The 26040-nt window shown below is 67.4% G+C and carries 24 protein-coding genes; 12 read left to right on the top strand and 12 right to left on the bottom strand.

Going from position 1 to position 26040, the window contains the following annotated elements:
- Positions 1-13 precede the first annotated feature (13 nt).
- The 3 genes from ACODSU_RS14425 to ACODSU_RS14415 are packed head-to-tail and all read left to right on the top strand — an operon-like array spanning position 14 to position 2360.
- The gene (locus tag ACODSU_RS14425) at positions 14-373 is read left to right on the top strand and encodes a tripartite tricarboxylate transporter substrate-binding protein (RefSeq protein ID WP_488842864.1); all 360 of its coding nucleotides are present in this window, start codon (positions 14-16) and stop codon (positions 371-373) included.
- An 11-nt stretch (positions 374-384) separates the two neighbouring features.
- On the top strand, positions 385-1380 hold the full coding sequence (locus ACODSU_RS14420; RefSeq protein WP_488842862.1) for a fumarylacetoacetate hydrolase family protein: 996 nt from the start codon (positions 385-387) through the stop codon (positions 1378-1380).
- Positions 1380-2360 (top strand): NAD-dependent epimerase/dehydratase family protein, encoded by a 981-nt coding sequence (locus tag ACODSU_RS14415; RefSeq protein ID WP_476018178.1) that lies wholly within the window; start codon positions 1380-1382, stop codon positions 2358-2360. Before ACODSU_RS14420 ends, ACODSU_RS14415 begins: the two co-directional genes overlap by 1 nt.
- A 133-nt stretch (positions 2361-2493) precedes the next feature.
- Here ACODSU_RS14415 and ACODSU_RS14410 read toward each other — a convergent pair whose 3' ends face one another.
- A complete protein-coding gene (locus ACODSU_RS14410; protein ID WP_476018179.1) occupies positions 2494-3675 on the bottom strand; it encodes a saccharopine dehydrogenase family protein in 1182 nt (393 codons plus the stop codon).
- Between the two features lie 293 nt (positions 3676-3968).
- On the opposite strand from ACODSU_RS14410, the gene ACODSU_RS14405 reads away from it, so the two are divergent.
- The 4 genes from ACODSU_RS14405 to ACODSU_RS14390 all read left to right on the top strand — a co-directional run bounded on the left by ACODSU_RS14405 (position 3969) and on the right by ACODSU_RS14390 (position 7113).
- A complete protein-coding gene (locus tag ACODSU_RS14405; RefSeq protein WP_476018180.1) occupies positions 3969-4457 on the top strand; it encodes a YiaA/YiaB family inner membrane protein in 489 nt (162 codons plus the stop codon).
- 132 nt (positions 4458-4589) lie between these two features.
- Positions 4590-5075, top strand: a complete 486-nt coding sequence (locus ACODSU_RS14400) for a hypothetical protein (protein WP_476018181.1) — start codon at positions 4590-4592, stop codon at positions 5073-5075.
- A 14-nt stretch (positions 5076-5089) separates the two neighbouring features.
- On the top strand, positions 5090-5941 hold the full coding sequence (locus tag ACODSU_RS14395; protein ID WP_488842860.1) for a DUF2145 domain-containing protein: 852 nt from the start codon (positions 5090-5092) through the stop codon (positions 5939-5941).
- A gap of 119 nt (positions 5942-6060) precedes the next feature.
- A complete protein-coding gene (locus ACODSU_RS14390; protein WP_056065517.1) occupies positions 6061-7113 on the top strand; it encodes a zinc ribbon domain-containing protein in 1053 nt (350 codons plus the stop codon).
- A gap of 34 nt (positions 7114-7147) precedes the next feature.
- Here the strand turns inward: ACODSU_RS14390 and ACODSU_RS14385 are convergent, their stop codons facing one another.
- The 4 genes from ACODSU_RS14385 to tgt all read right to left on the bottom strand — a co-directional run bounded on the left by ACODSU_RS14385 (position 7148) and on the right by tgt (position 11021).
- Positions 7148-8557, bottom strand: coding sequence for a GGDEF domain-containing protein (locus ACODSU_RS14385; RefSeq protein WP_488842774.1), 1410 nt, complete (start codon positions 8555-8557; stop codon positions 7148-7150).
- 62 nt (positions 8558-8619) lie between these two features.
- Positions 8620-9198 (bottom strand): LuxR C-terminal-related transcriptional regulator, encoded by a 579-nt coding sequence (locus ACODSU_RS14380; RefSeq protein ID WP_488842773.1) that lies wholly within the window; start codon positions 9196-9198, stop codon positions 8620-8622.
- Positions 9199-9258: 60 nt separating this feature from the next.
- The gene (locus ACODSU_RS14375) at positions 9259-9657 is read right to left on the bottom strand and encodes a hypothetical protein (RefSeq protein WP_056065528.1); all 399 of its coding nucleotides are present in this window, start codon (positions 9655-9657) and stop codon (positions 9259-9261) included.
- Between the two features lie 191 nt (positions 9658-9848).
- A complete protein-coding gene (tgt, locus tag ACODSU_RS14370) occupies positions 9849-11021 on the bottom strand; it encodes a tRNA guanosine(34) transglycosylase Tgt (RefSeq protein ID WP_056065832.1) in 1173 nt (390 codons plus the stop codon).
- A gap of 109 nt (positions 11022-11130) precedes the next feature.
- Between tgt and ACODSU_RS14365 the strand changes: the two genes are divergently transcribed.
- The gene (locus ACODSU_RS14365) at positions 11131-11610 is read left to right on the top strand and encodes a universal stress protein (RefSeq protein ID WP_015015969.1); all 480 of its coding nucleotides are present in this window, start codon (positions 11131-11133) and stop codon (positions 11608-11610) included.
- Between the two features lie 96 nt (positions 11611-11706).
- On the opposite strand, the gene ACODSU_RS14360 is transcribed toward ACODSU_RS14365, so the two are convergent.
- From ACODSU_RS14360 to ACODSU_RS14345, 4 genes are all read right to left on the bottom strand, one after another.
- A complete protein-coding gene (locus tag ACODSU_RS14360) occupies positions 11707-12093 on the bottom strand; it encodes a hypothetical protein (RefSeq protein ID WP_015015968.1) in 387 nt (128 codons plus the stop codon).
- A gap of 372 nt (positions 12094-12465) precedes the next feature.
- Entirely contained in the window at positions 12466-13707 is a 1242-nt protein-coding gene (locus ACODSU_RS14355; protein WP_488842772.1) for a phospholipase A, read from the bottom strand.
- Entirely contained in the window at positions 13704-14057 is a 354-nt protein-coding gene (locus ACODSU_RS14350; protein WP_238990895.1) for a hypothetical protein, read from the bottom strand. The genes ACODSU_RS14355 and ACODSU_RS14350 overlap by 4 nt, the downstream gene beginning before the upstream one ends.
- Before the next feature lie 179 nt (positions 14058-14236).
- The gene (locus ACODSU_RS14345) at positions 14237-16336 is read right to left on the bottom strand and encodes an ATP-dependent helicase (protein ID WP_488842771.1); all 2100 of its coding nucleotides are present in this window, start codon (positions 16334-16336) and stop codon (positions 14237-14239) included.
- Positions 16337-16650: 314 nt separating this feature from the next.
- On the opposite strand from ACODSU_RS14345, the gene ACODSU_RS14340 reads away from it, so the two are divergent.
- Positions 16651-17940, top strand: coding sequence for an ABC transporter substrate-binding protein (locus tag ACODSU_RS14340; RefSeq protein WP_488842770.1), 1290 nt, complete (start codon positions 16651-16653; stop codon positions 17938-17940).
- A gap of 111 nt (positions 17941-18051) precedes the next feature.
- The gene (locus ACODSU_RS14335; RefSeq protein ID WP_488842769.1) at positions 18052-19005 is read left to right on the top strand and encodes an AEC family transporter; all 954 of its coding nucleotides are present in this window, start codon (positions 18052-18054) and stop codon (positions 19003-19005) included.
- 28 nt (positions 19006-19033) lie between these two features.
- Here ACODSU_RS14335 and ACODSU_RS14330 read toward each other — a convergent pair whose 3' ends face one another.
- Entirely contained in the window at positions 19034-19315 is a 282-nt protein-coding gene (locus ACODSU_RS14330) for a cupin domain-containing protein (protein WP_488842768.1), read from the bottom strand.
- 336 nt (positions 19316-19651) lie between these two features.
- On the opposite strand from ACODSU_RS14330, the gene ACODSU_RS14325 reads away from it, so the two are divergent.
- Entirely contained in the window at positions 19652-21613 is a 1962-nt protein-coding gene (locus ACODSU_RS14325; RefSeq protein WP_110961833.1) for a gamma-glutamyltransferase family protein, read from the top strand.
- 96 nt (positions 21614-21709) lie between these two features.
- On the opposite strand, the gene priA is transcribed toward ACODSU_RS14325, so the two are convergent.
- Positions 21710-23842: a replication restart helicase PriA gene (gene priA, locus ACODSU_RS14320; protein ID WP_488842767.1), complete on the bottom strand. Its 2133-nt coding sequence runs from the start codon at positions 23840-23842 to the stop codon at positions 21710-21712.
- 827 nt (positions 23843-24669) lie between these two features.
- Between priA and ACODSU_RS14315 the strand changes: the two genes are divergently transcribed.
- Entirely contained in the window at positions 24670-25131 is a 462-nt protein-coding gene (locus tag ACODSU_RS14315; RefSeq protein ID WP_370220959.1) for a NuoB/complex I 20 kDa subunit family protein, read from the top strand.
- 12 nt (positions 25132-25143) lie between these two features.
- Here the strand turns inward: ACODSU_RS14315 and ACODSU_RS14310 are convergent, their stop codons facing one another.
- The gene (locus ACODSU_RS14310; RefSeq protein WP_476018191.1) at positions 25144-26028 is read right to left on the bottom strand and encodes a helix-turn-helix domain-containing protein; all 885 of its coding nucleotides are present in this window, start codon (positions 26026-26028) and stop codon (positions 25144-25146) included.
- Between the last annotated feature and the right edge of the window lie 12 nt (positions 26029-26040).

Raw genomic sequence — 26040 nt, 5'->3', positions numbered from 1 at the left:
GTGGCCCCGATGGATGGTCAAGGATGGGCGCATTCGCCTGCTGGCCCAGACGGGCGCACAGCGCTCGCCCGCCTTGCCCGCCGATCTGCCCACGGTGGCCGAAACACCGGGCCTGGCAGGCTTTCAGGTCACCGGCTGGTTTGGCCTGCTGGCGCCTGCTGCCCTGCCTGCCGAGGCGATCGCGCGGCTCAACGCCGAATGCGTTCGCATCCTGGCCCAGCCCGAGCTGCGCGAAAAGCTGGCCCTGCTGGGCAGTGCCGATGCCCCCACCCAGAATGCGCGCGAGTTCGGCGCATTTCTGACGGCAGAGACCGACCGCTATGCCCGCGTGATCCGGGCGGCGGGGCTGCGACTGGAAACCCCTTCTTCTTGACAGGACTGGCGATGCGATTTGCAACGTTGAAAGATGGCAGCCTGGACGGCCGCCTGGTACTGGTTTCTTCCTCCGGCTTGCAGGCCGTCGATACCGCCCCGATAGCGACCAGTTTGCTGACCGCTGTACAGAACTGGGAGGCTGTAGAGCCCGCCCTGCGCGAGCGCGCGGCTGCGCTGGAGGCAGGCACGGCAACCGGTATCTTCGCGTTCGACCCTGCGGCCTGCAGCGCTCCCTTGCCGCGCAGTCCGCAGTGGCTGGATGCATCGGCCTTCCTCAACCATGGCCGCTTGATGGAGCGCGCGTTCAACACCCCTCCCATTCCGCACTTCGACACCATCCCGGTCATGTACCAGGGCGCGAGCGACGACTTTCTGGGCCCGCACGACGACGTTCCGATGCCCAGCGAGGCCGACGGCATCGATTTTGAAGGCGAGTTCGGCGTCGTCTGTGGACCGGTGCCCATGGGCGTGACGCCTGAAGGGGCAATCCACAGCGTGCGCCTGGTGGTGCAGATCAACGACTGGAGCCTGCGCGCGCTGGGCCCGCACGAGATGAAGACGGGCTTTGGCTTCTTGCAGGCCAAGCCTTCCACCAGCTTTGCGCCGCTGGCAGTTACCCCCGACGAACTGGGCGATGCTTGGCAGGGTGGGCGGGTGCATCTGCGGCTGCATGTGGAGTCCAACGGCCAGTGGTTTGGTCACCCCCATGGCGGCGAAATGAATTTCAGCTTTGGTCAGCTCATTGCCCACGCGGCCCGCACACGGCGGCTCACGGCAGGCACCATCATCGGCTCGGGCACCGTGTCCAACCAGGCGCGCGATGCGGGCTCTGCCTGCCTGGCCGAGCGGCGTGTGATCGAAATCCTGGACGAGGGCACCGCCAAGACGCCCTTCATCCGCTACGGCGATACCGTGCGTATGCAGGCGCGCTGGCCCGATGGGCGTGAGGGGCCTTTTGGTGTGGTGCACCAGCGTGTGGTGGCTGCAGGCACGGGGGCACGTTGATGCATGTGGTCGTCACCGGCGCTGGCGGGTTCATTGGTGCCGCCCTGGCCGAGCGCTTGCAGTCCGCCCCGCTCGTGCCCGGCACGCCCTTGCGCCTGACGCTGGTGGACCGCGTCGGGCCTGTTGCGCCTTGCGCACCGGGCGTACATTGGCACATCGGTAGCTTTGCCGACTGCGCATTGTTCGACGCTCTGAAAGACCATCCGCCCGACTGCGTATTCCACCTGGCCAGTGTCCCGGGATCGCTGGCCGAGCGTGAGCCGGCGCTGGGCGTGCAGGCGAATTTGCTGGATACCGTGGCCCTGTGCGAAGGGCTTGCGCGCCCGGTGCGCGCAGGCCGGGCGCCCGTCCCGCGGCTGGTGTTTGCCAGCTCGGTGGCGGTGTATGGCGCGCTGGGCGCTCAGGCGGTCGATGAGGGCCAGTGGCCGCAGCCCACGCTCAGCTACGGGGTGCACAAGTGGATGGTGGAGCTGCTGCTGGCCGACTACGCCCGGCGCGGCGATATCGATGGCCGCAGCCTGCGGCTGCCCGGCATCGTGGCGCGGCCCCCGGCAGAAACGGGCCATGGCTCCGCATTCATGAGCCAGATCTTCCATGCCCTGCGGGCACGGCAGGCGTACACCTGCCCCGTGTCGGCGCGGGCCACGGCGTGGTGGATGTCGCTGGAGTGCTGCCTGGACAACCTGGTGCATGCCGCACGCTTGCCCACAGAGGGCATGCCGGCCGAACGGTGCTGGCAACCCCCGGTGCTGCGCGCGTCGGTGGAGGAGGTCGTGCAGGCAATTGCCCGCGCGGTGGATGCCGATCCGGCCGAGTGGATTGGGTACGCGCCCGAGACCCCCATCGAAACGCTGTTCGGCCGCCTGCCCGCCTTGCACACGCCGCGCGCGGAGGCTGCCGGTTTTCAGAACGACGGCTCGCTGCAGTCCCTGGTCACACGCGTGCTGGGCGGGTTGCAGGGCGGTGGGGGCGTGAAGTAGGGGGCGACAAAAAAGGGCGCGCCACGGGACGCGCTGCGGGGCAGGCGCCGGACTGGTGGGCGGCGCCGCGTGCTGCAGCGCTCCCGTGACGCGCCGCGCCCTCAGCCGATGCGGGCGTCGGCCTGGGGTGCGTTCAAGGCGTCTCCACCGCGAAGTCCAGGCCCGCATTCGCTTGCAGCCGCGCGATGAGCCGGTCGCCCATCGCCGGGGCGGTGGTCCAGATGCCGCCAGGCGTTTCCGTGGCTTCCTGCAGCAGGCACACGGCCGCTTCGGTGATCATCTTGGAGGTGGAGCCGTAGCCCGGGTCACGGTCGCCCTTCACGCCCACGCGCAGGGTGCGGCCTGCGTCGTCGGTGCCCAAAAAAAGCACGTCGTAAAAGCCGTTCTCGCGCTCCTCGCGCGAAGGGCCTTCGCCCGGCTTGGGGCCTTTGTCCGAGCCCAGCGACTTGTCGCCCGCCACCGCATTGGCGATGGCCTCGCCCTTTTCGCCGGGGCCGGTGATGAGCATTTCGTCATAGACAAAGTCGGTGCCGTAGGCGTGCTGCAGCAGGAAGTTGGAGCGGTGTACGTTGCGCGTGTTGATGGCGGCCATCACGAAAGGTGCGACCCACACCCCATCGCCCAATGCTTCGTCCACCATGGGCTTGTTGCCCGAGGGCTGGCGTGGGCCTTCAAAACCGGGGGTGAGCGAGAAGGGGTTTTTCAGCAGGTCCAGCACGCCGGGCTGACTGGCAGCGGCCGCCATGGTGGCCTTGAGGCTCGCGGCCGTGCCGCCGGAGAAGGTGCCCTTCATCTTGCGCACCCGGCCGCGCACGCGGGGCGCCGGGTGGCCGAAGCGGTGGCGGAATTCCTTTTGCAGCAGGAACACGCCCAGGTCGAACGGAATGGAGTCGAACCCGCACGAGAACACGATGCGCGCGCCGCTGGCTTTGGCGGCGGCTTCGTGCGCGTCGATCATCTGGCGCATCCAGGCGGGCTCGCCGCACAGGTCCACATAGTCCACCCCGGCCTTTGCGCAGGCGGCCACCAGTTCGTTGCCATACAGCTGGTACGGGCCCACCGTGGTCAGCACGAGGCGCGTGGCGTCCATCAGCGCCTGCAGGCTGGCGGGGTTGCTGGTGTCGGTCACGACCAGCGGGGTGTCGGCCGGGGCGCCCACTTCGTCGCGCACGGCGGCGAGTTTGTCGGCATTGCGGCCCCCCATGGCCCAGCGCAGGCCGCTGCCGGCGGGGTAGCGTTGCAGCAGGTACTCGACCACCAGGCGGCCGGTGAAGCCGGTGGCGCCGTGGACGACGAGGTCAAAAGGTTTGGTCATGGTGGGAGCTCCGTCCGTCAAAAGTGCAAGGTCCTGGGGCAGGCAGAAGCTGCCTTGCCCGGAGAGGCCGCCATTCTCTGTGGCCCTGCCTGCTGCCTCTGTCGCGCAGGTGCATGGCGAGGGCCGCGTAGGGCCTGAACAACGGCTTGCTCCCCATTTTCTGAGAAAAAGTATCGCAAAACGATACCGGTTGGCCTGCCGGTGGCCACTGTTACGGTTCAATGCAGACACGCAAGTTACGTCTGGGCACCATTCGCTCCGTGTTCAACCAACGCCCTTCGGGCACCACAGCAATGTCTTCTTCTCCCATCGTTGTTCAGCGTGACACCAAGGCCTGGCAGCTGCAGGTGTGGGTCTCGTTCGGCATCGCGGTTTTTCTGTGCGCCGTGGGCCTGGCATGGCTGCCGGGCGAGCAACTGGAGCAGGCGTTCATGGTGATGGGCTACGTGTTCTGCCTCTCGGCCGCGTTTGTGCTGGCCAAGTTTGTGCGGGACAACGAAAGCGCCTCGCGCCGCGGCGGTGGCGATACCCCCATGTGGAAGCTGGTGGTGTGGGGAGGCTTTGCGGTGGCCATGGGCCTGACAGGCTGGGGCCTGCTGAGCATGGACATCAACGTGACCTACAAGGCGTTTCTGGGCGTGAGCTGGCTGTACCTCATCACCACCGCCTTCACGCTGGCCAAGATGCTGCGCGACCGCCATGAGGCCGACCTGCTCGAAGCCCGCCTGCAAGGCCGCCGCGAAGCGGCCCAAGTTGCCGCCCAGAACAGCAGCGCGAACTGATCGCACCCGGTGGGCACAGGTGGCAACCCGCCACCCTTCTGGACGAGTTTCTTTCTGGTTCTTTCTGGTCTTTCGACCCGGTCTGTCCCGCACCTGGGGTGTGTGGGCGGGCCGTACCCTGAGGAGTGAATGATGATGAATGCCGTGTTTTCTTCGTGGGGCTCTGCGGCGCGCCTGCCCCGCGCCCTGCTGGCGGCCGGTGTGGTGTGTGCGGCCCTGGTGGCCGCTGCACCGGCCCGGGCGCAGAGCGAGGCTTCTGCCGCGCTGTCGATGTTGCCGGTGGCCTCGGTGGTGGGCACAGCGTCGGTGGCCTCGGCGGCCGCCGGTGCGGTGGTGACAGTGCCGGCGGCGCTGTCGGTGGGCGGCGCGGTGCTGACGGTGCGGGCGGTGGAAGCCTCGGCCGTGGGTACGGTGTATTTGCTGGAGCGCGCCTCGGACGGCGCCCAGGTCAGTGTGGAGGTGGTCGGCCGCGGTGTGGCGGGCTCGGCCTACGCGGTGGGCACAGTGGTCACCTGCAGCGTGATCGGTACGGGCGTGATCCTGTCGGCAGCGGGTGAGGCCATTGCCTTCGTACCCAATGCCATCGGCCGTGCGCTGCTGCACAACGAGCGCCTGTGAGGAGCAGCGCGATGATGAAGGCCCTGAACCTTGGCCGCGGCCCCGCGCAGCGCATCCCGGCCGTGGTGGGCATGGTGTTCTTCGCAGGGGCCGCGCTGCTGGCCGCCACGCCGGCACACGCTGGCCGCTCCTGCGAATCGCGCAAGCCTGTCCCGCCGCAGGTGATCGAGCGCGGCATGAAGCTGGCCGAGCAGACCTCGGCCGCGCTCGATGCCGAGCATGCCAAGTCGGGCGTGCAGGTGGTGGCCCTGGCCCGTGCGGGGCAGGACCTCTCCAAATACGGCCTGCGCTATTCGCACTTTGGCTGGGCCTACAAGACGGCCGAAGGCCCCTGGCGCGTGGCGCACAAGCTCAACGAATGTGGCACAGCCGTGGGCCACCTGTATCGCCAGGGCCTGGGCGAGTTCTTTCTGGACGACCTGTGGCGCTACGAGGCCGTGTACGCAGTGCCCACGCCCGAGGTGCAGCAGCGCCTGCTGGCGGTGCTGCAGGACAAGGGCCGCACCAAGACGCTGCAGCACCTGCCCTACAGCATGGTCAGCTACGCGTGGGGGCGCAAATACCAGCAGTCCAACCAGTGGGCGCTGGAGACCCTGGCGATGGCCATGGAGCCCGCCACCGTGCGCTCGCGCGACCAGGCGCAGGCCTGGCTGCAGTTCAAGGGCTACGAACCCACCACGCTCAGGCTGGGGCCGCTCACGCGCATGGGCGGGCGGGTTGGGTCGGCCAACATTGCGTTTGACGACCATCCGAACGAAAAGCGGTTCTCGGACCGCATCGAGACCGTGACCGTTGACTCGGTGCTGGCCTGGATGCAGCGCACCCAGCTGGCAGCCGCACCGGTGGTACTGCCCATCAAAAATTGAATCAAAATGCCAGCAGGCGCAATCAATATATGCGCTAGCAGCTATAAAAAGAAGAGCATTTGCCGGTGCGCTACCGCGCGCACCCAAACCCGGCGCACAGCGCCACCGAGGAGAAGAACATGAGCAAGTCCCTGAGACTGTCCGAAAAATGGTTCCGCCGTGGCCTGTGGCTGGTAGCGCTGGTGTTTGCCAGCTTCCTCATCGGGCTGGGCGGCACCATCGTGGGCGATCTGCCCAAGGTGGAGACCCCGCTGCGGGTGGACGACTTTCTGGACAAAGCCGCAGCCGACAAGCTGCGCGCCGAGGTCAAAACAGCACGCCAGGCAGAGCAGGACGCACAGACCGCGCTGGAGCAGGCCCAGCTGCAGCGCAGCAAGGTGCGCAGCGAGGTGCAGGCTGAGCGGGAGAGCTTCAACAACTGGCTGTCGACGCGCAGCGCCACGCAGCGGGCGGACCAGGACCCTGAGGTGATCGCGCGCACCCAGGCGCTCGACGCCCTCAAGCTGGTGGAGCGCAAGGCCCAGCAGGCGGTGGAGACGCAGCAGCAGGCCGCCCTTGATGCCCGGCAGGCGGCAGCCGCCCGGCAGGAGCAGCTCAACCAGATGGAGTCTGACGGCTATGTGAAGCTCGCGGCCGAGCGCCGCAAGGTCGAGCTGCGCGTGTTCCTGTACCGCCTGGCCCTCACGCTGCCGCTGCTGGCCGCCGCCGGCTGGCTGTTCGTCAAGAAGCGCAAGAGCACCTACTGGCCGTTTGTGTGGGGCTTCATCTTCTTTGCGCTGTTTGCCTTCTTTGTGGAGCTGGTGCCCTACCTGCCCAGCTACGGCGGCTACGTGCGCTACGTGGTGGGCATTGCCGTGACGGCCGTGGTGGGGCGCTACGCCATCCAGGCGCTCAACCGCTACCTGGAGCGCCAGAAGCTGGCCGAGGCCCTGCCCGACCAGGAGCGCCGCAAGGAGCTGAGCTATGACGTGGCCCTGGCCCGCCTTGCCAAGAGCGTGTGCCCCGGCTGCGAGCGGCCCGTGGACCTGAAGAACGAGAAGATCGACTTTTGCCCGCACTGCGGCATCGGCCTGTTCGACCACTGCGGCCACTGCAACACCCGCAAGAGCGCGTTTGCACGGTTTTGCCACGCCTGCGGCACCGGGGCGGGTGTGAAGCTGGCGCAGGAGTGAGGCAGGCCGCGGTGCGGCCAATGCGGGGCTTGGCCTAGCCCACCATCACCCGGTTGCGCCCCTCGGCCTTCGCGCGGTACAGCGCCGTGTCGGCGGCCAGCAGCAGGGTGTCCATATCGGCCTCTGCGCCCAGTGTGGCGCTGTGCACCAGGCCAATGCTGACGGTGGCCCGCTGGGGGCCGCCCAGCGTCGCGTCCAGCGCCTGCCGTTCCACGGCGCTGCGCACCCGTTCGGCAATGGCCTGGGCCTCGGTGGGGGACACGCCGGGCAGCACGGCGGCAAACTCTTCGCCCCCCATGCGGCCCAGCACGTCGTCGGCGCGCAGTGCGCGCGCCATGGTCTGCGCAATGCTGACCAGCAGCCGGTCGCCTGCGCCGTGTCCATGCTGGTCGTTCACCTGTTTGAAGTGGTCCACGTCCACCATCATCACCGCCAGCCCGGTGGATTCGCGCTGGTAGCGCTCCAGCAGGCGATCGCCCTGTTTGAGCAGTGCACGGCGGGCCAGCACGCCCGTCAGGTCGTCATGGCGCACGGCATGGTGCAGGCGGCGCAGGGCCTCGGCGCGTGCCGCGCTGGCGCAGGCCACGGCCAGGGGCCCCAGGGCCAGCAGCGTGACGCCCACGCGCAGCGAGAACACATCGCCCGCATGGGCCGGCGTGAAATTGAGCACACCCGTGGCCACACCCGCCATGGTCCACAGGCACACCACCAGCGACAGCAGGCTGGAGGTGAAGGCGCTGTAGCTCAGCGCACACCACAGCAGCCCCGGCACGACAAAAGCCAGCATGCCGGGCCCGCCGATGAGCGTGCGGATGCCCTCGGCCAGCACCAGCGAACTGACGGGTGCGACGCGCCAGAACAGGGGGGTGTCCTGGGTGCGCGAGGGGGGATCTGCCGCGCGCGGTGCGGCCAGCACCACGGGCACGATGAGCATGTAGTTCATCAGCTCGGTGCTGAACCACAGCGACAGCAGGTCCGTCCACGGGGAGTCGAAATACACCGGTGCCGCGCCGCAGCCTGCCAGCGCACCCACCGCGCTGGCCGCCAGGGCTGCCAGCAGCAGATACAGCGCCGCCACAGTGCGCTGCAGCCGCAGGATGCGCTCGTCCAGCCCCCGCAGCACCAGCCAGCCGGCAGTGGCGCCCAGCAGGTTGGCGGCATTGAGCCACAGGGCCATGCCCCAGGCACTGCCGGTGACCAGGTCGGCCGCCACATAGCCCACTGCGGCCGCCGCCCAGGCGGGCGGCCGCGCAAGATGCGGGTAGCGCACCAGCAGCCCCAGCAGCAGTGCATTGGCAGGCCAGAACGCCGACAAAAAGCCGATGGGCCGCGCAAAGATGCCCACCAGGCAGGCGGCAAAGATCAGCAGCGCGAGACCTGCCCAGCCCACGGGCGGGGGGACGGTCCGGGCAGGGGCAAAAAGGCGGGGCAGGGCGGGCGGCATGTGGGCTGCGGATGCGTGCGAGGGGGCGTGCAGGGGCGCGTTGGCCTCGATTGTCCCCGGTGTCAGGGCATGCCCAGCAGCAAGGCCACCAATTCGCCGGTGCTGGTGGCGCCCAGCTTGCGCATGATCCGCCCCCGGTGGGCTTCCACCGTGCGGTGGCTGATGTTCAGGTGGCGGGCAATCTGTTTGCTGGTGGCGCCGGTCACGATGTGCTGGGCCACCTCGCGCTCGCGCACCGTGAGCGGCGTGCTGACCACGCGGCGGTGCGAGATGTCTTCAAACATCCACACTGCCCGCGCAAACGGTTGGGCGCGGTCCAGCGCGCGGCCCACCACATGGCACCAGAACAGGGTGCCGTCGCGGCGGCGCATGACGCGCTCGTCGCTGTAGCTGCCGGTGTCCATCATGGCGGGCAGGCCCAGGTTGCCGGTGTGGGTGAATTCGTCCAGCGACGGATACAGCGGCGCCAGCGGCTGGTCCAGCAGCTCGGCCTGTTCATAACCAAACATGCGGGCAAAGGCTTCGTTGCAGATCTCGATGTGGCGCTCGCGCGTGACGCACATGCCCACGGGGGCGAGGTTGAACGCCAGTTCCAGCGCTTCATTCAGAGGGGGCAATGATGCGGGTGGGACGATGGTCATGGGGCGGATTTTGCAGCAGCCCCGCCAGGCTGAGCGGGTCACCCTGGCGGGGCCGATCGATCAGCGCTGGCGCCACCGCTTCTTCCACTGCCGCTGGATCACCCGCGCCACGCGCCAGGCCCACGACGCACGGGCACGCTCCAGCACGGCGTGCTTGAGCTGCATCCAGTGCGCGTGGGTCCAGGCAAACCAGCGCAGTTGCATGAGCGCAGGTTGCGTGAGGGTGAACAGCCGCGCCACCACCGCCGTGCCCACCACCTTGGCCAGCACGATGACGAGCATGCCCAGCACCACATGCCCGCGCCCGATGGCCCAGAGCGCCAGCAGCTTGATCGGCAGCAGCAAGGCCGTAGGCAACGCAAACAAGGCCACCGCAGCCCAGGGCGGCAGGGAGCGCACCCAGCCCTCCACCCAGCGCAGCCCCGGCCAGCGGCCGATGCGCGCCAGCAGGCGCTGCAATGGCTCCCACCCCCATTCCTCGAACAGGATCAGCAGGGCGAGCAGGCCGCTGCCCAGGCCCGTGAGGGCCCGCAGGGGCCAGTGCAGCAGATGGCGCAGGATTTTTGGAATGATTTGGCCCGATGCGCTAGTGGATCATGCCTGGTGTGCTATTTAAAACATAGCAAGCTGGTGGAGAGCGAATCTGCCGCTCATACGCCGCGCGCCCGGTCGGCCTTGAACTGCGCGCGGAACTGGGCAAAGGTGCCGGCCTCCAGCGACTCGCGCACCTCGCGCATCAGGTTCAGGTAGTAGTGAAGGTTGTGCACGGTGGTGAGCATGGGGCCCAGCATCTCGCCGCAGCGGTCCAGGTGGTGCAGGTAGGCACGACTGAAGCCTTCGCGCCCGCCGTCGTCCCACGACACACCCGAGCTGCCTGCGCAGGCGTAGCAGGTGCAGCTGGTGTCCATGGGCTTGTGGTCGGCCTTGTGGCGGGCGTTGCGGATCTTCAGGTCGCCAAAGCGCGTGAACATCGTGCCGTTGCGTGCGTTGCGGGTGGGCATCACGCAGTCGAACATGTCCACACCGTCGGCCACGCCCTGCACCAGGTCTTCGGGCGTGCCCACGCCCATCAGGTAGCGGGGCTTGTGTGCGGGCAGGCGGTGGGGCGTGTGGGCCATGATGTCCAGCATCTCGTCCTTGGGTTCGCCCACGCTCACGCCGCCCACGGCGTAGCCGGGGAAGTCCATCTCGACCAGGCGCTCCAGAGACTCCTGGCGCAGGTTCTTGAACATGCCACCCTGCACGATGCCAAAGAGGGCGTTCGGATTGTTCAGGCGGTGGAATTCGTCCTGGCTGCGTCTCGCCCAGCGCAGGCTCATTTCCATGCTCTTGCGCGCCTCGGCCTCGGTGGTCTTGTGGCCCTTGGTCTCGTACGGCGTGCACTCGTCGAGCTGCATCACGATGTCGGAGTTGAGCGTGGTCTGGATCTGCATGCTCACCTCGGGCGACATGAAGAGCTTGTCGCCATTGACGGGGCTGGCAAAGGTCACGCCTTCTTCGGTGATCTTGCGCATGGCGCCCAGGCTCCAGACCTGGAAGCCGCCGGAGTCGGTGAGGATGGGCTTGTCCCATTTTTCAAAGCCGTGCAGGCCGCCAAAGCTCTGCATCACGTCAAGCCCCGGGCGCATCCACAGGTGGAAGGTGTTGCCCAGGATGATCTGCGCGCCCATGTCGTGCAGGCTGCGCGGCATCACGCCCTTGACGGTGCCATAGGTGCCCACGGGCATGAAGATGGGGGTCTGCACCACGCCGTGGTTGAGCGTGAGCTGGCCACGGCGTGCGTGGCTGGAGGGGTCGGTTTTGAGGAGGTCGAACTGCAGCATGATGGGGCGCATTGTCCCAGACGGGCCGGGCTGACCTGCCGCAAGGGATTGGACTGGCGCTGGCCGATGGCGTCGCTACACTGGTCTGTACTCACTCAAGGAGAACCCCATGCTCAAGATCCTCATCGCCGTGGACGGCTCCGAACTCTCCCTGGATGGCGTGCACCACGCGCTGGCGCTGGTGCGCCAGGGGCTCCAGGCCACGATGGTGCTGGCCAACGTGCAGGAGCCCGCCACGCTGTACGAACTGGTGACCACCCGCGACCCCGACCTGATCGCCGCCGCCAGCCTGGAGGCGGGCCAGCATTTGATGGCGCCAGCGCGCGCGCTGCTCGATGCCGCCGGGGTGGCCTACGAAACCGATGTGGGGGTGGGCGATGTGGCGCACACGCTGGTGGACATGATCGAGCGCTCGGGCTGCGACATGGTCATCATCGGCGCCAAGGGGCAGGGCGCCATCACCAGCGCGCTGCTCGGGTCGGTGTCGCAGGAGGTGGCCCATGCCAGTCCGGTGCCGGTGACCATCGTCAAGCATGCCGAGGTGCTGGAGGGGGTGGACAGCGACGCGGTCGAGGACGCCGAAGCCTGACCCCTTTGGCGCCCGCCCTGATAGAAAAAGACAGGACAAAGGAAAAGGGCCGCTGTGCGCGGCCCCGATCGGAATGTGTGGGAGAGGTTGCCCGGATCAGGCCGCCTTGCGAAACGGCTCCGAGGGCCGCTGCAGCTTGCCATGGGGCAGGGTGGCCAGGCGCGAGAACATGCGGCGCACATAGCCGCGCACCCACAGGCATTTGTTGAGCTCGTCCACGGGCAGCGGGCCTGACACCACCACGATGTCGTTGGCCACGTCCTGTGCACCGGCAGCGCGCAGGCGGCGGCGCGTGTTGTTGGCCCACGACTGGATGCGCGTGGGGCTGCCATGCTGGTGCACCTCGCCCGTGTGTTTGTCGAACGCAATGGCCACGGTGTCGGTCTTGAGCTTGAAGCGGCGTTCACCCGTGACGGCGCTGGGCGCCTCGCGCATGTCATACAGGTAGTAGCTGCCTGCCTTGAGCTGGTATTGCATGTCCATGGGTGTGTTCCTCTTTGTCGGCATTGTCGAGGGGCACGCTGCAGGCAATGGCAGGTAAAACGGTGGGAAAGGGGCTCTTTTTGAACGCCTCTCACTGAGGGCCACGCCGGTTTCTGTGCGCGTGACATTGTGGCCGCACGTCGGCGCCATCCAGAGAAACTTGAGGAGGATGTCGTAACGAGTTGTGAGCAATGTCGGGTGCCCACTATTGGCATTGCTTGGCAAGGCACGTGGCCGTCGGAATTGGCACGCACCAGGCGATGGCAGCCAAGCAAGGGCCGCCCCGCCGCGAGGGCTGCGTCCCCCTTTCCGAATGGCGCAGCCATTCGAGAGAAGGGGGAAGGCGCGCAGCGCCTCAGGGGGATGTCTCTGCTAAAAATCCACCAGACTCAACCCCACGCTGAACACCGTGCGCTTGCGGTTGTAGTCGATCATGCTGTCGCCGTAGCCGCTGAACAGCGAGGTGTGCAAGCGCAGGTTGCTCTTGCTGCCGAACAGGCCGGTGCCCAGGGCCTGCAGCCACTCCACGCGCACCGAGCCCCGGTCGCTGCTGGCCAGCGTGTGGCGCACGGTGGCGCCCAGGGTGTTGTCCTTGTTCACGTTCCACAGCAGCGACAGCTCGCCCCGGCCGATGTAGTCGCTGATGCCCGGGTTATCGTCGCTGCCCGCGCTTTCGGGGATGCGCTTCCAGATGCGGGCGTTCACGCTGAAGCGGTTGTCCAGCTCGATGCCGGTCATCAGGTAGGCGCGGTTCCAGCTGCGCGACAGGGGTTTGCTCTGGCCGTTGGATTGGTGCACCAGGCCGATGCCGCTGTAGCGCCACTTCCAGCCAAACGGCAGTTGCGCCGTGGTGGGGTAGACATACATCACCTCGGGCTCGTGGTCGGTGGCGCGGAAGGGGCGCGAGATCTCGGGCGTGAACAGCTGCCAGTACGACTGCTGCGTGTACCCAAACCACAGCGAGTCCTTGAGCGTGGGGTGGCCCTGGGTCAGCATGCCCTGGGCGATCTTGGTACGCACGGACAGCTGGATGCGGTTTTCAGTGCGGCGGTACGGCGTGGAGTCGGTGGCCGAGTTGCCGTCGGCGTCCGACGTGGGCTGGCGGTTCACGCTGCTCGATGCCACCACCGACACCGTGATCGGGCGGTAGCCGCGGAAGCTGAACGTGCCGCAGTCGGTGCCCGTCTCCAGCTCCCAGAAGCGGGAGAGGTCGCTGTACTGCGGGTCGCGGCAGCCTTCAGTGCGCGCCACGTCGATGATGCGCGTGGCGGGCAGCGTGGCGTCCACCGGGGGTGGCACGGCCGACGAAGACGTTGCGCCGCTGGCGTTGGCCGATGCTGCTGGGGCTTGCCACGCCTGCCCACCCGCAGGAGCCGCCTGCGCCTGCTCGGCCGCCCAGGCGTCAAAGCAGGCCAGGCGCGCCTGGTTGTCGCTGGACAGGGCGGTGCAGCGGCGCAAGGCTGCGTCGGTCCCTGTTGCGGCGCCGGTGGCTGCGGCTGGGGCTGGGGCTGATTGCGCCAGTGCCGCGCCGGCCGGGGCCAGGGCGGCCGCCAGCAGCAGGGCCAGAGAGCGGTGCCGATGGGGCGCAGCGGGCACGCGCGTTACGGCGCTCATTGCCAGGCCGCCTGTTTGCGCAGCACAAACGGTGCCGACGGCGTGGTGGGGGTGGGGTGGGCGTTGTTCCATGTTCCGCGTATTTCCTTGCCGCAACTTCCATCGACCACCTGGCCTGTCCAGGTGGCGCTGATGTTGGTGCCGTTGATCGATTCTTCCAGGGTCAGGTCGCCGCCATCGACGTCACCACTGACCTGGGCCGTGGTGCCGCCGCGCACCACGGTGCCACGCACGCTCTGTGCCAGCTCGGGGTGCGGGCCCAGTTGCAGCGTGGCGGTGGTGGGCTGGTCCCCCGGCGCAGGGGCCTGCAGCTCGGCGCGCCACTGGCCCTGCAGGTGTTGGTGGTCCATGTCTGCCGCCGTCGGGCATGCCGACGTGGATTGTGGGACTTTTTGGCCGATGGCGCTTGTAGGACAAGCGCTGATAGCTATCAAAAGCGCAGCAATGCCCCAGGCGCTGCGGCCACGGGGCAGGGCGGGGCGTAGGGTGGTATCGGTGGCGGGGTGTTGTGCCATGTGCGTACGCCCTCTCAAGCAGTGGGCGCCGGGTTGGCGGCCGCAGCCGCGTTGGCCGCAGTGGTGGCCTGGGCCTTGGCAGCAAATTCGGCGCGCAGGGCCTTGAGCTTTTCGCGCGGGTCTTCGCGGGCGGTGGTCTTGTCCAGGCCCATTTCTGCGATGAAGCGGCTGGGTTGTGCCGCCACCATCTCGCGGCCCTTCTTGCGCCGCTTGGTCCAGCTCACGGCCAGCGAGCGCTGGGCGCGGGTGATGCCCACATACATCAGGCGGCGCTCTTCCTGCAGGCGCTGCAGCACGTCGTCGGTCACCTTTTGCTGGCGGCCTTCGTCGTCGTCGAGCTTGAAGGGCAGCATGCCCTCGGTCACGCCCACCAGCACCACATGCGGCCATTCCAGCCCCTTGCTGGCGTGCAGGGTGGAGAGCGTGACCATGTCCTGTTCCTGCTCGCGCTCGCTGATGGTGGAAAGCAGCGCAATGGTCTGCGAGACCTCCAGCAGGCTCTTGGTCTCCTTGACCACCACGGCGCCTGCGGTGTCGTCAATCTGCCCGCCAGCGCGCTGGGCCATCCAGTCGCAGAACTCCATCACGTTGCTCCAGCGGGCGGCGGCCACCTTCTCGCTGTCTTCGTTGTCGTACAGGTGCTGCTCGTAGCCGATTTCCTTGAGCCATTCGTTCAGAAAGGCGCGGGCGTCTTCGGCGCCGACGGTGCGGCGGGCGCTGTACTCCAGGTAGTTGATGTAGCGGCCAAACTCGTGCAGGCCGTCCATGGCGCGCTTGGGCACGGCGGCGGGCAGCATGCCGTTGAACAGCGCACCGAACATGCTCTGCTTGTGCTGCGTGGCAAACGCGCCCAGCGCTGCGAGCGTGGTGTGGCCGATGCCGCGCTTGGGTGTGGTGATGGCGCGCAGGAACGCCGGGTCGTCGTCGTTGTTGATCCACAGACGGAACCAGGCGCACAGGTCCTTGATTTCCGCCCGGTCAAAAAAGCTGGTGCCGCCCGACACCTTGTACGGAATGTTGGCCTTGCGCAGCGCCTTTTCAAACGGCTTGGCCTGGTGGTTGGCGCGGTACAGGATGGCAAAGCTCTTCCAGTCCGGCGGCGGGTTGCTGGCGGCGCGCAGGCTCTGGATGCGGGCTACGGCGCGCTCGGCTTCGTGCTCTTCGTTGTCGGCATCGACCACGCGCACCGGTTCGCCCTCGCCCAATTCGCTGAACAGCGTTTTGGGGAACAGCTTTGGGTTGGGGCCGATCACATTGTTGGCGGCGCGCAGGATGGCGCTGGTGGAGCGGTAGTTCTGCTCCAGCTTGATGACCTTGAGGTGGGGGTAGTCCACCGGCAGCTTCTTGAGGTTGTCCAGCGTGGCGCCACGCCAGCCGTAGATGGACTGGTCATCGTCGCCCACGGCCGTGAAGTGCCCCTTTTCGCCCACCAGCAGCTTGAGCAGCTCGTACTGCGTGGCGTTGGTGTCCTGGTATTCGTCCACCAGCACATGGCCCAGGGCAGCCTGCCACTTGGCGCGCACTTCGGGGAAGTCGCGCAGCAGGCGCAGCGGCATGCCGATCAGGTCGTCAAAGTCCACGCTCTGGTAGGCCGCCAGGCGCTCTTCATAGCGCGCCATCAGCGTGGCGATGATGCGTTCGTTGTCGTCCGCCGCCTGGGCCAGCGCCTGCTCCGAGGTCAGGCCCATGTTCTTCCACTTGCTGATGACCCACTGCCACTGGCGCGCCGTGGCCATGTCGGTGGTGCCGCCCGAGGCTTCCTTCAGGATGCCCGTGACGTCGTCAGCGTCGAGGATGCTGAACTGGGGCTTGAGGCCCAGCACATGGCCGTCCTCGCGCACCATGCGCACGCCCAGCGCGTGAAAGGTGCAGATCAGCACATCCTTGGCGCGGCGGCCGATCAGGTGGCCTGCGCGCTCGCGCATTTCAGACGCCGCCTTGTTCGTGAAGGTGATGGCCGCGATGCGCTTGGGGTCCATACCTTTTTCGATCATGTGGGCGATCTTCATGGTGATCACCCGCGTCTTGCCCGAGCCAGCCCCTGCCAGAACGAGGCAGGCCCCGTCGGTGTAGTGAACGGCCTGGAGCTGGGCGAGATTGAGACCGGCAGACATGGAGGAAAAGGAACGTGCAGAAAGAGGCGAAGGGGGAACCGGACAGGCGCGGGGCGGTGGGTGCCACGGGCGTGGGGTGCACGCCGAGGGGACGTGCAGCGCAAGGGCGCAATGATACCGGCGTACCCCCCGGCATGCCCTGGTCGCCCACGCGCGACCGGTGCCTGACGGTCGGCTGACAGGAGCGCCCCGCAGCCCATTTGGCAGGCCCAGTGCTCCGGGAAACCCCGCTAGGGGCTTTGTTTTCACAATTTGATACTGGTTGGCGAGTCCCTCCCCCACCGGGAGGGGAGTGTTGTGAACCGAGCACCGCCATGAACCCTGTGACCCCGCCTTCCATCGCTTTGACCGCCGCCACGCCCCGGGTTGTCCACGGTAGGTTGCCCCTGCCTGCTTGGGCCGCATGCGCCGCCTTGGCGGTTGCCGGCGTGCTGGCGGGCGCGGCGCTGCTGCCACGTGCGGCGCATGCGCAGGTGGGGGGGAACGCCCCCGCGCGCATCGGCGTGGTGGGGCCTTTCACCGGGCCGTCGGCCGACTTTGGTGTGCCCATGCTCAATGGCATCAAGCTGGCGGTGGATGAGATCAATGCCGTGGGCGGCTACCTCGGCCGCCCGCTGGAACTGGTCATCAAGGACGACAGGGCCGACCCCGACCAGGGCCGCAAGGTGTCTCAGGAGCTGCTGGCGGAGAAGGTTGTTGCCACCATTGGCTTTTGCAACACCGGCGTGGCGCTCAAGGCCATCGACCTGTTCCAGGACGCCAAAAGCCCGCTCATCGTGCCCTGCGCAACGGGCACGGCCGTGACGGCCAAATACCCTGCGCCCGACAGCTACATCTTCCGCGTGCAGGCCCGCGACGCGATCCAGGCGCCCTTCCTGGTGGACGACATCGTCAAACGCGGCTGGGACAAGGTCGCCATCTTTGCCGACAAGACCGGCTATGGCGAAGGCGGTTACAACGACGTGGTGGCCGCGCTGGCGGCCAAGAACCTCAAACCCGTGCATGTGGCGCGCTTTGACCTGGGGGTGAAGGACCTGACGGCCGAGCTGACTGCGGCGCGCAACGCGGGCGCCAACGTGGTCTACAGCTACACCGTGGGGCCGGAGAACGCCACCATTGCCAATGGCAAGAAGGCGCTCGGCTGGAAGGTGCCGCAGGTGGGGCCGTGGCCGCTGTCGTTCCCGTTTTTCCTCGAAGGCGCCAAGGACGCGGCCGAGGGCGCGCTCATGGTGCAGACCTTCATCGCCGAGCCCAGCAACGAGCGCCGGGCATCGTTCCTGTCGAGCTACACCCGCAAGTACCAAGGCAAGGTGGCCGTGCCCATGGCGGCGGCCAACGCCTACGACGCCACCTATCTGCTGATGTATTCGTTCCTCGGCATCCGCGACGGCAACCTGAACGGCAAGGCCATCAAGGAGTCGCTGGAGGGCAAGATGAAGACCTACTACGGCGTGGTCACCACCTACGACAAGCCCTTCAGCGCGCAGGACAAGGACGCGATCACGCGCAACATGCTGGTCATGGGCATGGTCAAGAACGGCGCGATCACCTTTGCCTACCCCGAGGATGCCAAGCGCAACCTCATCATCCAGCGCAAGCAATAACAAAAAGCGGGTGCCTGCGCTCGCCACCCGCGAGCCCACCCACCTGACTTTGCGCTGACCACCTAGTGGGCTGCAGGCCCTGGCCGCAGGCGCAACAAGGACAATCGGGCCGTGCTGTCCGTCCTTCTCATCACCTTCCCCTTCTTTGCGCTTGTGCTTTGCGGCTACCTTGCCGCACGGCGCGGCGTGCTGCCGCAGCCGGCCATCCCGGGGCTCAACGCCTTCGTGCTGTACTTTGCGCTGCCCTGCATGCTGTACCGCTTTGGCGCCAGCACGCCCATCGGGCAACTGCTGGACCCGGCCGTGGCGGGCGTCTATGTGCTGTGTGCGCTGGTGATGGTGGGGGCCACCGTGGCGCTCACGCGCAACGCGCGCATCGGCTGGAACGACGCGGCCTTTGGGGCGCTCGTTGCGGCCTTCCCCAACACCGGCTTCATGGGCGTGCCGCTGCTGGTGGCCCTCCTGGGAGCGCAGAGTGCGGGCCCGGCCATCGTCACCATCGTGGTGGATATGGTCATCACCAGCTCGCTGTGCATTGCGCTCTCGCGCCTGGATGGCGCGGGCACCCACGGTGTGGGCGTGGCGCTGAAGAACGCCTTCAGGGGCATGGCCACCAACCCCATGCCCTGGTCAATTGCGCTGGGCGCGCTGGCGTCGGCGCTGCAGTTCAGGCTGCCCGGCCCGGTGGACAAGACCATCGCCATGCTGGCCGATGCGGCCTCGCCCGTCGCGCTGTTCACCATCGGTGCGGTGCTGGCCCGTTCGCAGATGAACCAGCACGAGCAGGTGCCCGCGCGCGACTATGTGCCGGTGGCGCTGGCCAAGTTGCTGGTGCACCCGTTGCTGGTGTGGGGCGCAGGCACCGCGGCCATGGCACTGGGGGTGCCGCTCACGCCGTTCGCACTCACGGTGATGGTGCTGCTGGCAGCCTTGCCCAGCGCCAGCAACGTGTCGCTGCTGGCCGAGAAGTTTGGCGCCAACAACGGGCGGGTGGCGCGCATCATTTTGGTGTCTACCGCGCTGGCGTTCTTAAGCTTCTCTGCCGCCGTCGCGCTGCTGACCTGAGCCGCCAGGCCGCTGCGGTGCGGTGGGCTCAGGCCGCTGCCGGCGTCTTGCGCCCCACCAGGTACTGCACGCCCAGCATTCCGTAGAACTCCGAGTGCGGCTCTTCGGCCGCCAGGTGAAAGACATCGCCCGCCTGGTACACCCGTTCTGACGTAGCCGTGGCGATGCGGATATCGCCCGACAGGATCAGCGCCTTGGCCTCGAACGGGTGCGTGTGGTCGCCCAGCATGCCGCCGGCCTCGCGGGTCACGGTGACGGCGGGCTCGAAGCCCTCGCGGGCCAGTTCGTCTGCAAATTGTTCGGGGGGCATGGGGTCTCCTGCTGCGGTACGGAGGGCAGTGTAGGTGCGGGCTCAAAGCCAGGGTGGGGGCTCGGACTCTCAAAAATGATAGCTGCCAGCGCATGATGCACTAGCGCTACCACCGGATTTTCTTCCATTTTCATGCGGGAGCGCGCGTGGGCGTCGCCCAGGCAATGTGGCCGTGCCGCTGCCATGCCGCCGCCTGGGCCTGCCTGTCGTTGCCTTCCTGAGATGGCTGCCTTGAGAAAACGATACGAAAAAACATTCGACACGGCATGCTTTTTGCGCCGACGATGCCACGTGGTCAATCCATGCCCACGAACGGACAACAACAGGAGATTCACTATGAGGAAGAGGAATATTGCGCTGTGGGCACTCACGCCCGTGGCCGTTGCGCTGGTGCTTTCGGGCTGCGGCAGCGGCTCGGACAACGACTTGGCCGTGGACAACAATGCCCAGAGCTGCTCGGTGGTGTCCAGCTCCGGATCGGCCGTGGTGGTGGGCTCTGGCGTGGCGGGCGACCCGGCCGCGCCCGAGGCGGCATCGGGCTACCGCCTGGGCTACAAGGCCAAGCAATCGAGCAAATACATGGTGGTGGCCAACACCCCGCTGGCCACCAAGGCCGGCTGTGACGTGCTCAAGGCCGGCGGCACGGCGGTGGACGCTGCCGTGGCCGTGCAGGCCGTGCTGGGCCTGGTGGAGCCGCAGTCCAGCACGCTGGCGGGCAGCGCCTTCATGATGTATTACGACGCCAACACCAAAAAGGTCGTGGCGTACGACGGCCGCGAGACCGCCCCTGCTGCCGCCAACGGCTACTACCTGGTGCGCCAGGACCAGGGCGATGCCTCGTCCCCCGCGCCCGTGCCCAGCGCCCGGCGCAGCGGCCGCTCCATTGGCGTGCCCGGCGTGATGCGCATGCTGGACATGGCCCACAAGGAACACGGCAAGCTGGGTTGGGACAAGCTGTTCGACGAAGGCATCCAACTGGCCACCAACGGCTACCGCATTCCGGGCCGCATGGGCGACGCCATCAAGGGCAACGCCGCCAGCCTGGCGCTGGATGCGAATGCGGTCGCCGCCTTCTTCAATGCCGACGGCACACCCAAGGCCACCGGCACCGTGACGACCAACCTGCCGTATGCACAGACGCTGCGCACGCTGGCCAGCGGCGGCGCCAATGCCCTGTACTCCGGCCCTCTGGCCGAAGCCATAGTGGCCAAGGCGGCCCAGTCGGTGGGCGACGATGCGGCCAAGACGCCCATCACCCCCAGCCTGATGACGGTGAACGACCTCAAGAACTACCAGGCCAAGAAGCGCGAACCGGTGTGCACCACCTACCGCGCAAGCTACTACGTCTGCACCATGTCGCCACCGTCATCGGGCGGTATCGCCATTGCGCAGGCGCTGGGCATTCTGGAGAACTTCGACCTTTCCAAATACGGCCCCACCAACCCCACCAACGAAGGCGGCGTACCCAGCGTGATGGGCGTGCACCTGGTGTCCGAGGCAGAGCGCCTGGCTTATGCCGACCGCGACAAGTACGTGGCCGACACCGACTTCATCCCGCTGCCCGGCAAGGGCGTGTCCACCATGCTGGACAAGGCCTACCTCAAGCAGCGCGCGGCACTGATCCAGCCGGACGGCAAGTCGCTGGGAACGGCGTCGGCAGGGGCGCTGGGCGACGTGCCTCTGGGCGTGGACAAGACGGTGGAGCGTGGCACGACGCACTTCTCCATCGTGGATGCCTACGGCAACGTGGTGTCGATGACCTCCACGGTAGAGTCCAGCATGGGCTCGTTCCACATGGTGGGCGGCTTCCTGCTGACCAACCAGCTCACCGACTTCTCGGCCCAGCCGGCTGACGGCGCCGGTGTGCCCATTGCCAACCGCGTGGCGCCCGGCAAGCGCCCCCGCAGCACCATGGCGCCCACGTTGGTGTTCAAGGGCACGGAGCCGGGTGATTTCGTGATGGCCACGGGCTCGCCCGGCGGCGGCACCATCATCCAGTACGTGCTCAAGACGGTGGTCGGCGCGGTGGACTGGAACCTCGATGCCCAGCAAGCCACATCGCTGGTGAACTTTGGCGCCACCAACAGCCCCACCACCAACGTGGACGGCGCCAACACGGCGCTGGACCTCACCGGCCTGATCGACGGCCTCAAGGCCAAGGGCCACACGGTGAACAACGCCGCGCAGTCGAGCGGCGTGTCCACCATCATGCGGGTCAACCGCAACGGCCAGACCCGGCTGGAAGGCGGGGTGGACCCCCGCCGTGAAGGCATCGTGCTGGGTGACGGCGCGCTGTAACCGGCGAACCACTCTCTGACGAGACGGGGGCTGCGTTGAAATGCGCAGCCCCCTTTGCTTTGTATTGAGGCCGCTGTGTGGGCCTGCCGGTCGGACTTAGATGGCTAGCGGGTCCACGTCCACCAGCCAGCGGATCAACGCCTTGTGCTCCGGCTGGCTGCGCGTGGCTTGCAATATCGGCTGCCATGCGGCCAGAAAGCGCTGCAGGGTGGCGCGGCTGCCGCTCTCCATCAGCATCTGGGCGCGCTCCACATTGGCAACGCGCTGGATCGTGAGCGGCACTGGCGGGAACAGGATCACCGTGCCGTCGGGCAAACCGGGCAACTGCGCGGCGTGGGCGGCGGCGGTGGCCGCAGTCAGAAAGCCCTGCGCCACCTCCTGCGTGCGCGCATCGGCACGCACCAGTGCCTGGTATGAGAACGGGGGCATGGCTGCCTCTTCGCGCTCCTTGAGCTGCTGGGCGGCGAAGGCTTCGTAGTCGTGCTTGCGCAGCGCCTCGAACACGGCGTGCTGGGGGTGAAAGCTCTGCACCCACATTTCGGGCTGCGTGCCGTGCACCGCTTGGGCGGCCATGTAGGCAGCGTCGCGCCCGGCGCGGCCTGCAGCCTGCATCAGCAGGGCAAACAGCCGCTCGGCGGCGCGGAAGTCGCTGCTGAAGAGTGCGCCATCGGGCTGCACCGCAGCCACCAGCGTGATGCGCCGGAAATCGTGCCCCTTAGCGATCATCTGCGTGCCCACCAGCACATCCACCTCGCCCGAATGCACCTGTGCCAGCTGCGCCTCCAGCGCGCCCTTGGCCTTGGTGGTGTCAGCGTCGATGCGGGCGATGCGGGCGGGCGTGCGGTCGGGCCGCAGCACCTCCCGCAGCAGCGTGCCCAGCTGCTCCTCCAGCTGCTCGGTGCCCTTGCCCATGGGGTGGATGTCGGGGCTGCCGCAGGTCGGGCAGTGAAACGGCACGCGCACCGTGTAGCCGCAGTGGTGGCAGCGCAGGGTGCGGTCGGTCTTGTGGAACACCTGGTGCGCGCTGCAGTGCGGGCAGTCGCTCTTCCAGCCGCAGTCCACGCAGTGCAGCACGGGCGCGTAGCCCCGGCGGTTCAGCAGGATCATGCTCTGCTCGCCGCGCGCCACGCGTTCGGTGATGGCCTGCAGCAGCGGCGCGCTGAACACGGTGCGGCGGGGCTGCTGGTTCATGTCCACCCGGCGCACGCGGGCCAGGGCTCCGGCGCCGATGCGGCTGGGCATGTGCAGGCGCACGTAGCGGCCGCCCTCGGGGTCCTCGGCCGTGGGCGGGCGGCTGGCGTGCCAGCTCTCCAGCGACGGGGTGGCCGAGCCCAGGATCACCTTCGCGCCCTGCTCGCGTCCGCGCCAGATGGCCAGGTCGCGGGCGGAGTAGCGCGCGCCTTCTTGCTGCTTGTAGCTGGGGTCGTGCTCCTCATCGACCACGATGAGCCTCAGCCCCGGCAGGCTGGCGAACACCGCCATGCGCGTGCCCAGCACGATGCGTGCGCTGCCGCCATGGGCGGCCAGCCAGCTGGCCAGGCGTTGCGGGTTCGTCATGCCGCTGTGCAGCGACACCACGGCGCCGGGGCCGAAGCGCGGCGCAAAGCGGCCTGCAAACCGCTCCTCCAGCTGGGGCGTGAGGTTGATCTCGGGCACCATCACCAGCGCCTGGGCGGTGGGGTCGGCCTCCAGCATCTCCTGCACGCAGCGCAGGTACACCTCGGTCTTGCCGCTGCCCGTGCTGCCAAACAGCAGGAAGGGTCCTTTTTCTGCAGAAATTCGGGCCCTAGCGCTTTCCTGCTCTGCGGTGAGTGCTATTTTTTCAATAGTGCCTGAGGCGTCTCCAGCGCCCTTGGCCGGGCGCCGCAGCCGCCGCGCCAACTGCTCGGGGCGCAGGTCGCGCAGCTGGGGGGGCAGGGCGGCCAGCGCCACCTCGCCCAAGGCGCGCTGGTAGTAGCGCGCCGCAAACCCCACCAGTCGGCGCCACGGCGCATCCAGGGGCGCCACACCGTCCAGCACGCCGGCAATGGGGCGCAGGGTGGCGCCATCGGGCAGCTCGCCAGGGGCCTCGTCGGCATCCCACACCACGCCCAGCACCTCGCGCGTGCCCAGGGGCACACGCACCAGCGTTCCGGGTGAGAGCGGGCGCTCACTGGCGTAGCTCAGCAAGTCGCCGACCCCGCTGTGCGAGGGCGTTTGCAGGGCAACGTGGACGATGTAGGTGGGCATAGGCACGGGCTATGGGGTGACTGGCGAGCTTAGTGCGCGTTGTGGATGTGATCTGGAGCTTTGGCGGCTAAGTGCTTGATTTGCCGAGGGTGTGTGAGTAATCCCGGATTTCTGTGGATAACTTTGTTGACATCCCGCCTGGACCCCCGCCCAAGCCGCATGAATACTGGCTGCGAACAGATTGCCCGGAAATGCGGCACTCCAAAAAAATCCTTATGAATCAATCATCTGAAGAAATTTGGCCCCAATTTTTGTGCTAAGCCCATTCGGCGTCTCGATGTTGCGCTGCATCACGTTTTGTGTGCATAAGTCGGACAGCATGGGTTCGTCAAGAGGACAGGCAGCCCCCTTTTTGTGCTAGTGCCGTCATCAGATGTTCATGCTTCTCTTCGGTTTGGGCTGCAAGTGGTTGATTTGACAGGGTATTTGTAAGAAATCCAGAATTCCTGTGGATAACTTTGTTGATATCCCCTGGGTTTGCCCCGCAAGTCCTTGTCAAATCGTGCTTTGGCTGGATTGCCTGTCAAAAAAGCAGGGGATTTAAATCCTTATGAATCAACGACTTAGTGCGTTGGCAAGGTTTTTTGGCAAGTTGCAGTCTGCTGTCATGCCGGGCGTGAGGATGCTCCATTTTTGTGCATAAGTGCGCTGGCGAGGCGCCTGGATCTGCGACGAAATGCCCGGGGATTGTCGCAGGGCCCGGAGTCTCTGGCGTCCCGGGTGTCACAGCGCTCCATGTCGCTTTGCTTCAAGACGGCGCAGCGGCTTGTGGCGACGATGCCGCCATGGCTACTTACTCTTCTTCCCCCATGACAGAGGCGCCCACCATGGAGCGCGACGGTTTTGTGCTGGCCCGGCTGGACGAGGTGGTGCAAGCGGCGCGCACCGACAGCCTGTGGTTCATGACCTTCGGCCTGGCGTGCTGCGCGGTCGAGATGATGCACGCCGCCATGGCGCGCTACGACCTGGACCGCTTCGGCATCATCCCGCGCTCCAGCCCGCGCCACAGCGACCTGATGATCGTGGCGGGCACCCTCACCAACAAGATGGCGCCCGCCATCCGCAAGGTCTACGACCAGATGCCCGAGCCGCGCTATGTGATCTCCATGGGCTCGTGCGCCAACGGCGGTGGCTACTACCACTACAGCTACTCGGTGGTGCGGGGTTGCGACCGCATCGTGCCGGTGGATGTGTATGTGCCCGGCTGCCCGCCCACGGCCGAGGCGCTGCTCTACGGCATCCTGCAGTTGCAGGCCAAGATCAAGCGGCCCCGGGTGATCCAGCGGTAAACGGCGGGTGGTTTAACTGCGCCGCAGCAGCCAGTCTGCATCGTCGCCCGGCCGCTGGGTGTGGGCCTTGAGTGCGGCGGGGGGCCTCTCGAACAGCGCACGCGCCTCGCGGCTGAAATGCGCCTGGTCGGCGTAGCCGTGGCGCAGTGCGGCATCGAGGGCCCCGGCGTTGCCATCGCGCATGGCCAGCAGTGCATGTTCGGCGCGCAGCATGCGTTCTATCTCGCCAGGCCGCAGGCCCGCCAGTTGCCGGGTGCGGCGCTGCAGGTGCCGGGGCGTCCAGTCCAGCGTGGAGGCCAGGGCCTGGCGTGCGCCGCGCCGCCATGCCTGGTGCAGAACCTGCAGCCAGGCGGCGTGCCGGTCGGCCACTGCCGCCCAGCGCGGGGCCAGAAAGTCCACGCACAGCGCCTGGCGCGCGCCATGGTCGGGCGCCGTGTGGACGGCCGCCAGGAAGGGGTGCCACTCCTCGGGCAGCCAGGTCACCGCGTCCGTGATGCGGTCGGTCAGCGGCGCCAGGTCCTGCCCTGTCAGCAGCCCCAGCGCGCCGGGCTGGAAAGCCAGGCAGAACGAATCGCCATCGCGGGAAGAGATCGAGTGGTAAGGATGGCGGTGTGCGCCCGACAGCGTGATGGCCGGTAGGGCCGCTGCCGTGGCCGTACCTGCACATTCCACAAGCTGGGCCGTGCCCCGCGTGAGCCAGATGATGCCGGGGTAGGGGCTGGGCGGCACGCGCGTGTCCGCCGGGGTGTGGGGCGGCTGGCGGCCGAGGTCGCGCCAGAAAAAGGCGCGCACGCAGTCCGCGAGCGCGCCGGGTGGGGCTTGCAGGGCCGAGGCGGGCAGCGCCTGCGGGCCGGTGGGTGGCTCCGCTGGCGGCGGTGCGGGATGTTCCATTGCCATCACCTGGTCCCT

The organism is Acidovorax sp. FG48 (genome assembly GCF_057809085.1).
This window is presented reverse-complemented; position numbering and strand designations above follow the sequence as displayed.

Coding starts and splice junctions, on each gene's coding strand:
- ACODSU_RS14425 (WP_488842864.1), top strand. CDS start 14: ATGGTCAAGGATGGGCGCATTCGCCTGCTGGCCCAGACGGGCGCACAG.
- ACODSU_RS14420 (WP_488842862.1), top strand. CDS start 385: ATGCGATTTGCAACGTTGAAAGATGGCAGCCTGGACGGCCGCCTGGTA.
- ACODSU_RS14415 (WP_476018178.1), top strand. CDS start 1,380: ATGCATGTGGTCGTCACCGGCGCTGGCGGGTTCATTGGTGCCGCCCTG.
- ACODSU_RS14410 (WP_476018179.1), bottom strand. CDS start 3,675: ATGACCAAACCTTTTGACCTCGTCGTCCACGGCGCCACCGGCTTCACC.
- ACODSU_RS14405 (WP_476018180.1), top strand. CDS start 3,969: ATGTCTTCTTCTCCCATCGTTGTTCAGCGTGACACCAAGGCCTGGCAG.
- ACODSU_RS14400 (WP_476018181.1), top strand. CDS start 4,590: ATGATGAATGCCGTGTTTTCTTCGTGGGGCTCTGCGGCGCGCCTGCCC.
- ACODSU_RS14395 (WP_488842860.1), top strand. CDS start 5,090: ATGAAGGCCCTGAACCTTGGCCGCGGCCCCGCGCAGCGCATCCCGGCC.
- ACODSU_RS14390 (WP_056065517.1), top strand. CDS start 6,061: ATGAGCAAGTCCCTGAGACTGTCCGAAAAATGGTTCCGCCGTGGCCTG.
- ACODSU_RS14385 (WP_488842774.1), bottom strand. CDS start 8,557: ATGCCGCCCGCCCTGCCCCGCCTTTTTGCCCCTGCCCGGACCGTCCCC.
- ACODSU_RS14380 (WP_488842773.1), bottom strand. CDS start 9,198: ATGACCATCGTCCCACCCGCATCATTGCCCCCTCTGAATGAAGCGCTG.
- tgt (WP_056065832.1), bottom strand. CDS start 11,021: ATGCTGCAGTTCGACCTCCTCAAAACCGACCCCTCCAGCCACGCACGC.
- ACODSU_RS14365 (WP_015015969.1), top strand. CDS start 11,131: ATGCTCAAGATCCTCATCGCCGTGGACGGCTCCGAACTCTCCCTGGAT.
- ACODSU_RS14360 (WP_015015968.1), bottom strand. CDS start 12,093: ATGGACATGCAATACCAGCTCAAGGCAGGCAGCTACTACCTGTATGAC.
- ACODSU_RS14355 (WP_488842772.1), bottom strand. CDS start 13,707: ATGAGCGCCGTAACGCGCGTGCCCGCTGCGCCCCATCGGCACCGCTCT.
- ACODSU_RS14350 (WP_238990895.1), bottom strand. CDS start 14,057: ATGGACCACCAACACCTGCAGGGCCAGTGGCGCGCCGAGCTGCAGGCC.
- ACODSU_RS14345 (WP_488842771.1), bottom strand. CDS start 16,336: ATGTCTGCCGGTCTCAATCTCGCCCAGCTCCAGGCCGTTCACTACACC.
- ACODSU_RS14340 (WP_488842770.1), top strand. CDS start 16,651: ATGAACCCTGTGACCCCGCCTTCCATCGCTTTGACCGCCGCCACGCCC.
- ACODSU_RS14330 (WP_488842768.1), bottom strand. CDS start 19,315: ATGCCCCCCGAACAATTTGCAGACGAACTGGCCCGCGAGGGCTTCGAG.
- ACODSU_RS14325 (WP_110961833.1), top strand. CDS start 19,652: ATGAGGAAGAGGAATATTGCGCTGTGGGCACTCACGCCCGTGGCCGTT.
- priA (WP_488842767.1), bottom strand. CDS start 23,842: ATGCCCACCTACATCGTCCACGTTGCCCTGCAAACGCCCTCGCACAGC.
- ACODSU_RS14315 (WP_370220959.1), top strand. CDS start 24,670: ATGGAGCGCGACGGTTTTGTGCTGGCCCGGCTGGACGAGGTGGTGCAA.
- ACODSU_RS14310 (WP_476018191.1), bottom strand. CDS start 26,028: ATGGCAATGGAACATCCCGCACCGCCGCCAGCGGAGCCACCCACCGGC.